Here is a 14,303-nt window from a genome sequence, read left to right as displayed (position 1 = left end):
ATTAGAATATTTTTTTAACTTCTTGTTTTACATATTCAATGGCAACTTGGGTAGGTGTTTCTTCATTTAACTGTTGTTGTAACACCGCTTCTCGCATGGCATTGGCAGTTTTTACCTCGCCTTGTAGCATAGCTTCTTTTAAAACATTTAAAGTGCTATTTTTTGCGGTTACAATGGTTTTCCAGCAATCGCTACTGATATAAATTTGCTGAGCCAAATTATGTTCATATTCCTGCTCCACATTGGCTAATAATTTTTTAAAATATGCAGGTTTGTCCTCGCTAGAAGGTACTACCCTTACCAATAAATTGCTTGGAGAAATACGTTCCAAAAAAAGAGTCATACGCTCGTAGGCCTGTAAACGTAAGGGCAATGCCGTTTTTTGATTTTCTTTCAAAAGATTATAGGTCCGTCTATTTGACTCGTTCTTACTTATTTGTTTAAAGAAAAAAACAGCTACCATACCGGTAATAATAGCAGGTAGCGTATAACTTAAAAGTTCAATAATTTTTGTTGTGTCCATTCGTTAGATTAAAAAAGAGTGCAAGTATTTATATAATTAATATAAAAATAACGAATTATTACTAGAAAAATTTCAATTCTGTAAACAGGAAATAAATTTATTTTAAAAAAAATTTAGGAATAGGGGTAGGAGTTTTAAAGTTTTAGTTGTTACATATTAAATAGGAGTAAAAAACAGCGATTTTTTCGCTAATCTAATTAAAGCTAAACATCATGAAAAAAAATTATTTAACACAAATGTTAGTGCTAGTTTTATTGCTATCACAACTTACGGCATTTTCAAATGAAAAGCCAAAACCAACCTCAAAAGAGATACCAATTAAATCAAATGTTTTTACAAGTGCTACGGACCCAGGGTGGTCTTACACTTGTGATGACGGCATTGAAGTAGAATTATTAAGCATCGGTTTAAAAAATAACGTCCCTGCTACATTAAATATAGGAGATGTAACAGATATGGAACGTATTGTAGTTGAGATCGTATATAAAGGGAATAATCCTGGAAATACTATTGAGATTGAAGATGCTTCTGGCAATAAATATGCTGCAACAAGAGTTGTGCCAACAGGGGGTAGCTCAAACGTTTGGTATTACCGAACTGAATTACCAGCCACAACTGCAATTAATTATTCAAATACTAGTGAAGCAAAACATGCCCAATCAATGTTGGCTTACGTATTTAGAAAAAAGAACAATGGCACTGCCAGCTCAGGTGTGTTTACTGCATTAAGCGGTTATAATAATATTGAAACTACCACAATTCCAATTCAGACCGATTCAGGACCGAGAACCGTAACTGTTGAACTACCAATTTCTGAATTAACACCCGACGGTAGATATATTCATATTGAGATTTCAGCTGCCGATGGTAGTTTTGCCGAGTTAACTGAAACTATAAGCAGTTTTCCAACAGGAGAGTGTTGTATTAAAATTTTTGAACTTGAAATGACCAATGTAGCGGGTACAGTAGATGAGATAGAAGTAAAAATAGATACCAGAAACAATAAAAACGGACAAACCGTTAATGGCCAATCATGGGTAATGGGCGGTGCTGTTAAAACAAATGTTAGATGTAGTTGTGTTGAAAACGATACAGAATTACCAACTGCCAACAATTTTATTGATTATATTCTTATTGAAGATATGTCTCAATTACCTGAGGTTACTTTTTCCGACAACTGTTCTGAGGTTACCATAGAATATAGACAATATAAAAGTAGAGAGTCTTGTGATGTAGAATTTAATACTACTAATACTAATTCAAGTATTGTATTTAACGGAATGCAATCTAATAAGGAACATTATTGGGATAAAGGACATTATGTTCAAGCATTAGACCGTACCGCTAAAATCTTCGGAAAAATGAGAAACAATGTTGATACGAATTCCGGTTGGGATACTGAAATTTATTTCGGAGAAGTAATGGGTTATGCCTTGTGGATAAATGCAGGTGGACAAGTTGGAACGGCGGCAGATAAAGATCGTCATAAATATGCAAATGTAGATTTTACCAAACCGAATAGTTTTATAGGTTTTGGAACCAATGCAAACGATAATATTGAATTAGTAAATAGTAATCCACATTATTTGGATATTGGACCGAGAGATAGATATGGTTACCCAAATGTTTCATTCATGATATCTTATTCAGGCAACGTTGGTGGACAGGCAATTCCAAGTGGAGAACATATTAAAATGGATGCAGCTTTTACCAAATGTGTTAGAGCTAGAGATGGTGCAGATTTATGGGTAAGGGAGTGGACAGTAACCGATGCTGCTGGTAATGTAGCCATATTTGTGCAACGTGTGGAAATAGAAATTTAGGAAGTCAATGTTAAATCAAAAAATTAAAAAGATGAAAAAATTAAGTTTTATATATATTTTAGTTTGTGTTGGCTTCATAGCGAATGCCCAATTACAACATGAGGATTTTAATGCAACTAGTATGCCTGACGGATGGTCGGCAACAAATGCAGACAACGGTCAGTCTTGGACTTTCGGTTATAAAAACAATTTAAAAGGTAGTGGAATTCAAAATCCAGCTTCTTTTCAATCTGGTGGAGTGGTATTTAATGATTATGATTCTGGTGATTTTAACCATAATGTAGTTTCTTTGACAAGTCCTACCATAAATTTAGAACAAAAAAACATTGTTGAGGCAAGTATTGAAATTACATACAACCTTAGAGCTTTTGCTGGTGACGGTAGTTTTAATGTGTATGTTTGGGATGGAGTGGTCTGGCAAAATATTTTAACAGAATCTGAAAACACTAGCTTAAAAAATAGCGGTGAGAATAAAACAGCTGTTTTAGATGTTTCGGCATTTATAAATAGCGATTTTAAAGTGAAGTTTGTATATGATGATGAAAATTCACGTACTTGGGGCGTAGGTATTGATGATTACAAGCTAATGGGTGTTGAAGCATCAAAAGTTGAGGGTCTTGAAAGCATAGGTTTTAAGTACTATCCTAATCCTGTTACTGACGGTGAGTTGACATTGCTGTCTAGCAAAGAAATTTCATCTATCAATGTTTATAATAGTATAGGACAAAGAATTATGTTCAAAGAATCTTTAAACCTAGAATCGAAACTGGATATGCAACATTTAGCTTCAGGGGCGTATGTTGTAAAGGTAAATATTGGTGAAAATACTGGTGTTTTTAAGGTTATAAAACCATAAATAATTAAAGTGATTAGTTAAATTGAAAGAGGCTCCGTAATGGAGCCTTTTTTTGCATTCTACAAACCATGAATAAACATGAATAAATTAGATTCTAAAAATAGAAAAATAATCATCATTTCTAGTTCTAAATTGAAAAACACCCCTATGGTCCCCTCTAGGGGACAATTAGTTGCAACTAAAATTCGTTTATAGAAATTAACCTAGATTAATGATTTAGCAAAAATCCTGTTTTCCACTGAGAATTAATATTTATAGTATTGTCCCCTTGAGGGACCATAGGGGTGTTAACTAAAAATATAAAATTATATCTTAAAACTCACTTGTAAAATGTAATTTCACACTTGGGTATTTGCTCTGCGTCATTTGTATGGTAAAAGCAGAATCGGCTAAAAAAACCAATTGACCTTGTTTATCTGTTGCCAAATAACGCTGTTTAACTCGTTTAAAATCTGCAAATTCAGCATTTTTAGGGTCACTTGGTTCAACCCAACAGGCTTTGTGGACATTCAAATTTTCATAAGTACACTTAGCTCCGTATTCATGTTCCAATCGATACTGGATAACTTCGTATTGTAAAGCTCCAACAGTTCCAATCACTTTTCTACCATTCATTTCTAAGGTAAATAATTGAGCCACACCTTCATCCATTAATTGGTCTAATCCTTTATATAACTGCTTGGATTTCATTGGGTCAGCATTGTTTACATAACGGAAATGTTCAGGTGAAAAGCTTGGAACACCTCTAAAGTTCAGTACTTCGCCTTCAGTTAAGGTATCTCCAATTTTAAAGTTGCCTGTATCATGTAAACCTACGATATCACCAGGAAAGGACTCTTCAACAATTTCTTTTTTCTCTGCAAAAAAAGCATTGGGACTGGAAAATTTCATTTTTTTATCATGTCTTACATGTAGATATGGAGCATTACGCTTAAAAATTCCAGAAACTATTTTTACAAACGCTAACCTATCACGATGTTTCGGATCCATATTGGCATGGATCTTAAAAACAAATCCAGATAATTCTTTCTCTTTGGAATCTACCAAACGTTCTTCCGCTTTTTTGGGTTGTGGAGGAGGAGCTATCTCAATAAAGCAATCTAATAATTCTTTAACTCCAAAATTATTCAATGCAGAACCAAAAAACACGGGTTGTTGTTGTGCGTTTCTATAGGCTTCCAAATTAAAATCAGGATAGACTTCAATGGCCAGTTCCAATTCTTCACGCAACCTGCTGGCGGCTTTTTCCCCAATCATTTTGTCCAATTCGGGATTGTTGATGTCATCAAATTCCACACCTTCAGAAACTACTTGTTTTTTATCTCCAGAAAATAGGTTTAACTTTTTCTCCCAAATATTATAGATTCCTTTAAAATCATAGCCCATACCAATAGGGAAACTTAATGGTGTAACTGTTAAACCCAACTTTTGTTCTACTTCATCCAAAAGATCAAAAGCATCTTTACCCTCACGGTCTAATTTATTTATAAAAACGATAATGGGAATATTACGCATGCGGCAAACCTCAACTAGTTTTTCAGTCTGTTCCTCAACACCTTTAGCTACGTCTATTACAACGATAACGCTATCAACAGCAGTTAGGGTTCTAAAAGTATCTTCAGCAAAATCTTTATGCCCAGGTGTATCTAAAATATTGACTTTTTTGTCCTTGTATATAAAGGCCAACACCGATGTCGCCACGGAAATTCCACGTTGACGCTCAATCTCCATAAAATCGGACGTAGCCCCTTTCTTTATTTTATTGTTTTTTACTGCACCTGCTTCTTGAATAGCACCACCGAATAATAATAATTTTTCGGTCAATGTAGTTTTACCCGCATCTGGGTGCGATATAATTCCGAACGTTCTGCGGCGTTGTATTTCTTTTAAAAAGGACATGTTTTGTTTTTTGCGAATGCAAAGATAGTGTTTCGGAATAGAAGATTTAAAATAGAAGGATTAAAAATTAATAGCATCCGAAGTCTGGAAAATTAGTAGAGTAGAATTGTAATATTTTTTGGCCACCAGTTGCCTGCCGATAACTATCGGGATGGCGGGAGCGGGGGAGGTTACTTTTTTTACCACAGTACTCCATAAATTTTTCACTGGCTTTATTCCGTTCTAAAATTCCAAATGGTTTTCTCCGCCAATTTTGTGGTTCATTTTTTGTCCCATTCCACGAGTTACATATCCAGCTACAGTTTCGTTCTTTTTTACTCCATTTTCTTTATAATCAAGATTAATTGTACAATCGCCGGTAATTCCAACCCAAACAGTTTTACTTTCGTTCGGTTCAAGTTCCGCAATATGTTCAGTTTCGCATCCAATTATATTTATTTCCGTTAATTTATTTTCGGTTGTATTCGTAAACTTAATTCGCATATTTCCAGTCAGTATTATTGCGAACCACACATAAATAAATAGTACGGGAATATTTAAAAGCATCAATCCGCTCGTCTTTAGCAATTTGTTCCGATTTTCTGGGTCAATATTTGCTTTAGCCAGCATTAAAATCAGAATTATGATATTGAAAAATCCTGCAATAATTATAAATCCATAACCTACAAAGAGTAATTGCCAATTAGACGTTAGAAAATATATTCCAAAAATTGTAGTTCCGATAATGAATGAAAACAGAGCTGTCCTTTTTCCTAATGCTATTTGTTTCTCGGTCGTCATTTTTTAGCTTGTGCCTAACGTGTTTGTATAAGAAAAGTTGCGTGGTTTAAGCACCTAATTTAGCAAATAAAAACTGAACCTGCCTGCCGACAGGCAGGTAGAAAATCCGCGAGGATTTTCGTAAGTAGGCGATAGCCAGCCATTAATTATACACGGCTTGTTGGCAGTAGTATTTTATTTTTCATTGAACTTATTTCTTAATCCAGAATGAAACATATGAAAATGGTTTGGTGATAATGAATATCCTAATCGCTGTTCGAAAACCTCATTGGCAGTTAAATTGAGGTTGACTTCTAAAAGATTATTTAAATCTTCCTTTTGAATTATTCTTATAAATTCCTGTTCATTAAACGGATTCATTTTTTCTCTAATGTCTTCAACTCTTTTATCTAAATCCCAAATTACTCGTAAGGTATGTGTTTGGTTAGGATTAAACTTTAATTCGAGTTCGTCAATTATTTCGTTGTAAGGTTGTAATTTATCTTTTATGACCTTTAATACCATTGGATAGTGCTCAAAATAGACAGCGAATAGATTAATGATCATTGTCTTTATTGAAATTTCTTGAACGTCAATAAATTCTTTTTTAACCTTGGCATTCCAACTATAACTTGAATTAAAAAGTTTGTATACACTTAACGTTAGAATTAACTCATCGGTTGAAAGGTCAGAATCTAACACATTTAATGGTAAATTTTTATGGTTTACGTATCCTCTTAGTTGATAACTGAAGCGATAGGCTTGTGATTCATCGTACATTTTCCTAAAAACTGAATCAATCTCATCACGAGTTTCTTTGTCAAAATTCCTTTCAACAAGTCCAATGACATTGTTGTAAAATATATAAACAGAAGAAATGGCATTTATCAGTTTGTAGTTCAGATGTCTTAAGTAGCCTTCTTTTTTAAAATCAGTTGAAATCTTTTTTCTTGATATATATTTGTTTATGAATAATTGAAGTTCGTTAAGGTTGTCAATTATTAAACACCAACTTATGTCAAATTCATTGTATAATTTCATTGCTTGATTATACTCACATAATTTCTCCCATTTTTCAAAGTCAATGCTAATCAATTCTACGGTATTCTGATATTTTATATTGCTGTCCTTTTCTTTTTTTGACTCAAACCATTTTTTTATTCTTGCGATTACGGAAAGTTTTTCTTTTTGATGAGACCAATCTTTTATGACTATGTCAAATTTTGGGTTCTGTTCAAAAGGAATAGATTCGTTTATATGGTTTTTGTAGTTTTTCAGATGATTTAGTTTGTTAAGAGATATGAGTGGATATTACTGCCAATATTAGTATAACCCTATTGTAGTTATATCTATTAAGTATGCAATATATAATTTATTGGTCAAATAATAATATTGAAATTGTCTATTATAGGACCTCAATCTCCATATATACATCTTCTAAAGGCCATTCGTCACGTCCGGTTTTTACCTTTGCTATTTTGTCAAGCACGTTAAAACCTTCAATAACTTCACCAAAAACGGTATGTTCGCCATCAATATGGTGTGCACCTTTTTTAGATTGGATAAAATAAAACTCAAAAGGATTGGATTTTTTACTGATGTTGTTTTCCCATTCCCTTGCTGCTGCCAAAGCTCCATATTTATGTTTGCGATGTTTTCTAAATTCTGGGGGAATGGTATAATTTTCGTATTTATTTTTTTGCTCCATGGTTTTATAGCTCTCTGAATTCCCACCTTGAACTATAAAATCAGGTACAACCCTATGAAAACAAGTAGTATCGAAATAACCTGCATTTGCCAAAAAAAGAAAACTTGCCCTGTGCAAAGGAGTGTCATCGTACAATTTTACCACCATGTCCCCCAAACGGGTTTTAATACGTACTTTGTTTTCTTTATGTAGTTTGCCATAAGCAATTAAAAAATCAATCGCATTGTTATGGTTAATGGAATCCCATGCTTTAGGTTCAACTATTTCAACTTTTTTCGGTGCAGTGTTTTCTATTTTTTCAACAGGTTTTGGTTTAACTGCTTCTTGTTGTATTTCTTTTTTACAACTAATAGTTAAACTGAATATAAAAAATAGATTAAAAAGTGTTCTTTTCATTGTCATTGATACTACAAATATAAAAGTATTAAAACAAAACTTTGTAAATTTGAAACTTATAAAGTTTTAGATGTCGTTAAAACATACCATTTCTCTTATTCTTCTTTTTATGATGATTGGTTGTGCCAAAACCTCCAAATCAGAAACTATTGCAATTTATAAAGATTTAGAAGGAAATGCTGTAGCCCTTTCTAATTTTAAAGGTAAAAAAGTACTGTTAAATTTTTGGGCAACGTGGTGCCTACCTTGTTTGGAAGAAATGCCTTCCATGGCAAAAGCCCAACAACTATTAGCATCAGAGAACTACGTTTTTTTATTCGCAACAACTGATAAGATTGATAAAATTAACAAGTTTAAAGAAAAACATCCTTATCCCTTTCAGTATTTGCAATATCAAGGGTCATTAGATAAATTAAATATTCATGCCCTACCAGTTACCTTTATTTATAATACTGAGGGTGAGTTAGTAAGGCGAATAGACGGTGTTAAAGAATGGGGTGCTAAGGAAATGTTGAATCAATTAAAAGCGGTACAATGAAAAGGTTTGTTATAATATTTATAATTGCAATTGGTACATTACTTTCTTGTAGAAAGGATAAAACTGATATTGCCATTAAAGATGTGCAATTACCTATGCCACAAAACAGTATGCAACCGTTTTTATTTGCCAATGGTGATGAACTATTACTGTCATGGACAGAAAAAATAGATGATTCTTTGGCTTCAATACATTATGCTGAATTTTCTGATAAAAAGTGGTCAGTACCCATAAAAGTTGCCGAAGAATATAATTTGTTTGTCAATTGGGCCGATTTTCCCGCAATAGCAAAGAATAATGAGAATATTTTGCTTCATTATTTGCAAAAATCTGCACCTTCTACCTATGCTTATGATGTTCGTTTATTGGTGTCCAGCACTAATGGCAATACCTTTAACACCAATTTTTTATTGCATGATGATAATACTAAAACAGAGCATGGTTTTGTGACGATGTTACCTTATAAAGATAATTTTTTTGTCACTTGGTTAGATGGTAGAAATACTGGAGGAGGCGGACACGACGAAGGGCATAAGAGTAATGGGGCTATGAACATAAGAGCGGCAACCGTTTTGTCCACAGGTAACGTAATTGATGATGTATTGCTCGATGCAAAAACCTGTGAGTGCTGTCAAACCAGTGCTGCCATTACCTCTAAAGGTCCAATTGTTGTGTATCGAGATAGAACCGATGATGAAGTAAGAGATATTTCCATTTCACGATTTATTGATGGTAGTTGGACGATTCCAAAATCCATACATAAGGATAATTGGGTTATAAAGGGCTGTCCCGTCAATGGGCCAAAAGCCGCTGCAGTTGATTCTACATTAGCTGTGGCTTGGTTTACCGCTGCTGATAATAATCCAAAAGTAAATCTCATTTTTTCTGATGATGGTGGTAGTAGTTTTAATACACCTATACAAATTGATAATGGTAAACCCATTGGTAGGGTAGATGTGGCTTTATTAGATGAAAATAACGCTCTACTCAGTTGGATGGAATCAACGCGTAAGGAAGCTGAACTTAAAATCATAAAAGTAAATAAGGACGGAACAAAATCTAAGTCAATCACAATAGCTGAACTTTCGGCATCAAGAGCTAGTGGTTTTCCTCAAATAGAATTGGTAAACGGTACGGTTTATGTGGCTTGGAATAGTGTAGTAGGTGATAATACTTCTATAAAAATGAAAAGTGTTGATGCAACAATTTTTAATTAGTAAATTGCAACCAATATTATGGCAGAAGAACAAGTAATTTTAGTGAACGAAAAAGATGAGCAAATTGGTATTATGGCCAAGATGGAAGCTCACGAAAAAGCTCTGTTGCACAGGGCATTTTCTGTATTTGTGTTTAATGATAAGGATGAATTGATGCTGCAACAACGTGCCGAAAGTAAATACCATTCACCTTTGTTGTGGACGAACACATGCTGTAGTCATCAACGTGTAGGAGAAACCAATATTGAAGCGGGTAGGAGACGTTTATTTGAAGAAATGGGTTTTAAAACCGAGTTAAAAGATGTCTTGTCTTTTATTTATAAAGCACCATTTGATAACGGATTGACCGAACATGAATTAGATCATATATTGGTAGGCAGTTATAATGACAATCCTAATATAAATACAGAAGAAGTTCAGGCATTTAAATGGATGACCTTAGAGGATGTAAAATCTGATATGGAAGTACAACCTGAACTTTACACAGAGTGGTTTAAAATTATTTTCGATAAATTCTATTCACATTTAAGCGAGTCAAAAACATGAAGGTAACGGTAAATAGAAAAGCTCATTTTAATGCGGCCCATCGTTTATTTAAACCCGATTGGTCTGATGAGAAGAATCTTTTAGTTTTTGGTAAATGTAGTAATCCCAATTATCACGGACACAATTATGATTTGACCGTTTCCGTAACAGGAGAAGTTGACACTGAAACGGGATTTGTAATGGATATGAAAGTGTTAAAAGATTTAATTAGAACAGAAATTGAAGAAGCTTTTGACCATAAGAATCTCAATGAAGAAGTTACCGAATTTAATGATGTTGATGGATTAAACCCCACCGCAGAAAATATAGTTGTTGTTATTTGGAACAAATTGCGTCCACATATCAAGTCAAAGCACAAGCTATCTGTTACTTTATATGAAACACCTAGGAATTTTGTGAATTATAGTGGTGAGTGAAGCTTGAATGCCAAAGGCAGAAGTGAAAAAGGGCAAGATAAAAAACAACATTCGTTAATCAAATTCCCTATTTTTACCCTCAAAACGCCTTGATTAAGTGAATAAATCCATTTGCATAATTATTTTTTTGATAGGAACTTTTGCTTTTGCTCAAGAAACTAATTCGCGTTTAAAATCGAAAGATTTTCACATTACTTCTGACACTATCCAAATTGATTCTATTAGTATTAGTCCCTATAATTTCAAGGTATTTGATGAACTAAATCAACAAATAGATAGTACAAATTACACCGTAGATTTTGCAAAATCAATTTTAGTCTTAGATGCAAAAAAATATCCCATAATCACTGTAGAGTACCAATCGTTACCTACATTCTTAACCAAAACGTATTCTGTTTTTGATAAAAGTTTAATCGTACCCAGATCTACTGATTTATCTAGACTGTACAGTGTAAGGAGCAGGACAAACAATAAGGCTTTTGCACCTTTTGACGGTTTAAATACAAGTGGAAGTATCTCAAGAGGGGTAACCGTTGGTAATAACCAAGACGCAACGGTTAATTCCAATTTAGATTTACAAATTTCAGGACGTTTATCTGATAAAGTTCAGTTAAGAGCTTCAATTACAGATAGTAATATTCCGCTTCAAGAAAATGGATATACCCAGAGGTTAGACGAATTTGACCGTGTTTTTATAGAAATGTTCAGTGATAATTGGAGTGTTACGGCTGGCGATATCAATCTGCAAAATACAGAAAGTCAATTTTTACGTTTCAACAAAAAAGTGGCAGGACTTCAACTGGATGTTAACTTAGAAAATGAAGAAAACGATATAAACATTTTTGCATCGGGAGCCTTGGTTAGAGGTCAATTTAGTCAAAATCAATTTATTGGACAAGAAGGCAATCAAGGACCGTATAAGATTACGGGTACAAATCCTAATACATTGGCAGAACAATATGTTTTGCTAATTTCTGGGTCGGAACGGGTTTTTGTAAATGGCATATTATTAAAACGTGGGGAGAATAATGATTATATCATTGATTACAATACTGCCGAAATTACTTTTATGCCAACGTATCCGATTACAGCAAATATGAGAATAACCGTTGAATATCAACAAGCAGACCGAAATTATACACGATTTGTAACTTACAATGGAGCGGAATATAAAACAGATAAATTTAACATAGGTTTTAATTTTTATAATGAAAATGATGCTAAAAACCAATCACTTCAGCAGGATTTAAGCAATAGCCAAAAAGAAATTTTATCCCTAGCAGGAGACGATATTTCGCAAATGAATGTTTCCTCAGCGTACGCAGATGCTTTTGAGGAACATAAAATTCTATATCGAAAAGAAATCCAAAATGGTGAGGAAGTTTTTGTTTTTTCAAATGATGAAAATGACAATTTGTTCAATGTAAGATTTACGTCTGTTGGGTCAAATAATGGTAATTATCGAATCCAGACGACTATTGCTTCGGGTAGAATTTATGAATATGTTGCTCCAATTAACGGTGTCTTTCAGGGTGATTATGAACCTGTTATACAATTGATAGCACCTGAAAAATTACAGATTGCTGTGTTGAACATGAGTTACAATCCGAATAAAAAAACTAGCTTAAATTCTGAATTGGCGTATAGCGTAAATGATAAAAACCTTTTTTCTTCTGTTGATGATAATGACAACAAAGGAGTTGCAACAAAATTGAATTGGCAGCAATTGTTGTCCGATAAAAAATGGCAATTAAAAAGTACTGTCAATTATGAATTTATTCAACAAGATTTTAAAACCATAGAGCGATTTAGAAATATAGAATTTGCCAGGGACTGGGATTTAATAAACCCACTCGGTAATCAACAGTTTTTATCGGCGGGTTTAAGTTATGCGAATCCTGAAAATGGGAAAATAATTTATGGATTCGATTGGCTTAATTTTAGCAAAAATTATAACGGAGTAAAACATAATTTTTTAAGCGATTTAAAATTCAATAAAACAAAAATTGATATAAGCGGTAGTTACTTGAATAATGATTCCGATTTGACCAAAACACAATTTTTAAGAGGGTATGCTAATGCTAAACAGCATTTTAAAAAAAGTTGGGTAGGTATAAAATTAAATGGTGAAAGCAATGAACGCAAAGATAAGCAGACGAATACACTTTCTAGCTTAAGCCATAAGTTTATAGAATCAGAAGCCTATGTCGGAGTTGGTGATACAGCCAAAGTCTATGCTGAATTTGGGTATAATTATAGGCTCACGGACAGTGTTCAAAATAACAGGTTAACTCGAATTAATAATGCCAATACGTATTTTTTAAGATCTCAATTAATACAAAGTGAGAACGCCAATTTATCACTTTTTGTAAATTATAGAACCGTAAATCACGAAAACTCTCCCCAAGTTTCTGGAGCTAATGCAACAAAAGAAGAGTCATTAAATTCCAGATTATCATACCGACAGCAATTGTTTAAAAATGCGGTTACATTGCAGACGGGTTATGAAACCAATTCAGGAAATTTACCACAACAAGAATATAGCTATATTGAAGTTGATACGGGTTTAGGTTTTTATACCTGGAACGATTACAACAATAACGGCATTCAAGAGCTGGATGAGTTTGAAGTTGCTCAATTTCAAGATGAGGCTAACTATGTACGCGTATTATTGCCTACCATCAATTTTGTAAAAACACATCGGAATAAGTTCAGTCAAAGTTTGACCATTTATCCTGCCAATTGGAGCAACCAAAAAGGAGTTAAAAAAGTGTTGTCATATTTTACCAATCAGTCTTTTATATTGATAGATAGTAAAAAGAGGAGGGAAGGAGCCAATTTTGAACTCAATCCATTTAGCATTAATAATGATGTTTTATCCTTAACCTTGAACTTAAAAAACAGTTTGTTTTATAATAGAGGGAAACAGAGATACTCCACAACATACACCTACATTTCTACAAAAAATAAAAACTCTTTTTCCATTGGTGATCAAGAGCAAGCATTAAAATCGCATCAATTACTATTTAATCACAGAATAGGCAAATTTTGGCTGTTCGATTTTAAAACAGCACTTACTGAAAATAAAAGTGCATCAGAACGTTTTTCTAGCCGAAATTATACATTGGAAAATACTGAAGTTAATCCGAAAATATCTTATCTGTACAGCAAAAATTCACGATTAGAAGTACTGTATCATTATAAGAATAAAGACAATCAATTAGGGAATTTAGAAACCTTAACTTCACACAACTTTGGAGCAAATTTTATTTTTGCTAAAAACCAGAAATATTCTATAAACTCAGCAGTAAATTTAGTGCTGAATACATTTGATGGTAATTTGAATTCTCCTGTGGCTTATCAAATGTTAGAAGGTTTACAACCGGGCACTAATTACACATGGAATCTAAGTTTACAAAAAAGAATTACATCTTATTTAGATTTGAACATCAACTATTTAGGGAGAAAATCGGAGACAGCAAATGCCATTCATACAGGTACGGTTCAGTTAAGAGCGAGTTTTTGAGAGGAAGACGTTAGATTTTAGACTTGAGATAATTAGATGTTTTTAGTAGGTATAACATATACTGACAAGGAATTTTTTATATTATTTTTGTTTAGA

General features: G+C 33.3%; 12 protein-coding genes. 7 read left to right on the top strand and 5 right to left on the bottom strand.

Features of this window, described 5'->3' with window-relative positions:
- Position 1: 1 nt before the first annotated feature.
- Positions 2-523, bottom strand: coding sequence for a DUF7935 family protein (locus UMM65_RS02845; RefSeq protein ID WP_321974959.1), 522 nt, complete (start codon positions 521-523; stop codon positions 2-4).
- 212 nt (positions 524-735) lie between these two features.
- Between UMM65_RS02845 and UMM65_RS02840 the strand changes: the two genes are divergently transcribed.
- Both UMM65_RS02840 and UMM65_RS02835 read left to right on the top strand, forming a co-directional pair.
- Complete coding sequence (locus UMM65_RS02840; RefSeq protein ID WP_321974958.1) at positions 736-2,346, top strand: hypothetical protein; 1,611 nt, start codon at positions 736-738, stop codon at positions 2,344-2,346.
- A gap of 31 nt (positions 2,347-2,377) precedes the next feature.
- Entirely contained in the window at positions 2,378-3,202 is an 825-nt protein-coding gene (locus UMM65_RS02835) for a T9SS type A sorting domain-containing protein (protein ID WP_321974957.1), read from the top strand.
- A 312-nt stretch (positions 3,203-3,514) separates the two neighbouring features.
- Here the strand turns inward: UMM65_RS02835 and UMM65_RS02830 are convergent, their stop codons facing one another.
- From UMM65_RS02830 to UMM65_RS02815, 4 genes are all read right to left on the bottom strand, one after another.
- Positions 3,515-5,101 carry a peptide chain release factor 3 gene (locus UMM65_RS02830; protein WP_321974956.1) on the bottom strand — a complete coding sequence of 529 codons (1,587 nt, stop codon included), beginning with the start codon at positions 5,099-5,101 and terminating at the stop codon, positions 3,515-3,517.
- A 222-nt stretch (positions 5,102-5,323) separates the two neighbouring features.
- Entirely contained in the window at positions 5,324-5,881 is a 558-nt protein-coding gene (locus UMM65_RS02825; RefSeq protein ID WP_321974955.1) for a hypothetical protein, read from the bottom strand.
- A 174-nt stretch (positions 5,882-6,055) separates the two neighbouring features.
- Positions 6,056-6,901 (bottom strand): hypothetical protein, encoded by an 846-nt coding sequence (locus UMM65_RS02820; protein ID WP_321974954.1) that lies wholly within the window; start codon positions 6,899-6,901, stop codon positions 6,056-6,058.
- 364 nt (positions 6,902-7,265) lie between these two features.
- Positions 7,266-7,964, bottom strand: a complete 699-nt coding sequence (locus tag UMM65_RS02815; protein WP_321974953.1) for a peptidylprolyl isomerase — start codon at positions 7,962-7,964, stop codon at positions 7,266-7,268.
- 70 nt (positions 7,965-8,034) lie between these two features.
- On the opposite strand from UMM65_RS02815, the gene UMM65_RS02810 reads away from it, so the two are divergent.
- The 5 genes from UMM65_RS02810 to UMM65_RS02790 all read left to right on the top strand — a co-directional run bounded on the left by UMM65_RS02810 (position 8,035) and on the right by UMM65_RS02790 (position 14,207).
- A complete protein-coding gene (locus UMM65_RS02810; RefSeq protein WP_321974952.1) occupies positions 8,035-8,502 on the top strand; it encodes a TlpA disulfide reductase family protein in 468 nt (155 codons plus the stop codon).
- Positions 8,499-9,719 carry a hypothetical protein gene (locus UMM65_RS02805; RefSeq protein ID WP_321974951.1) on the top strand — a complete coding sequence of 407 codons (1,221 nt, stop codon included), beginning with the start codon at positions 8,499-8,501 and terminating at the stop codon, positions 9,717-9,719. The genes UMM65_RS02810 and UMM65_RS02805 overlap by 4 nt, the downstream gene beginning before the upstream one ends.
- Before the next feature lie 18 nt (positions 9,720-9,737).
- Entirely contained in the window at positions 9,738-10,265 is a 528-nt protein-coding gene (gene idi, locus UMM65_RS02800) for an isopentenyl-diphosphate Delta-isomerase (RefSeq protein ID WP_321974950.1), read from the top strand.
- On the top strand, positions 10,262-10,681 hold the full coding sequence (locus UMM65_RS02795; protein WP_321974949.1) for a 6-pyruvoyl trahydropterin synthase family protein: 420 nt from the start codon (positions 10,262-10,264) through the stop codon (positions 10,679-10,681). The genes idi and UMM65_RS02795 overlap by 4 nt, the downstream gene beginning before the upstream one ends.
- Before the next feature lie 97 nt (positions 10,682-10,778).
- A complete protein-coding gene (locus UMM65_RS02790) occupies positions 10,779-14,207 on the top strand; it encodes a hypothetical protein (RefSeq protein ID WP_321974948.1) in 3,429 nt (1,142 codons plus the stop codon).
- Positions 14,208-14,303 lie beyond the last annotated feature (96 nt).

Source organism: Aureibaculum koreense (assembly GCF_034296135.1).
In the GTDB taxonomy this organism is placed as follows: domain Bacteria; phylum Bacteroidota; class Bacteroidia; order Flavobacteriales; family Flavobacteriaceae; genus Aureibaculum.
The sequence above is the reverse complement of the archived record's forward strand: the minus strand, read 5'-3'. Positions and strand labels throughout refer to the sequence as shown.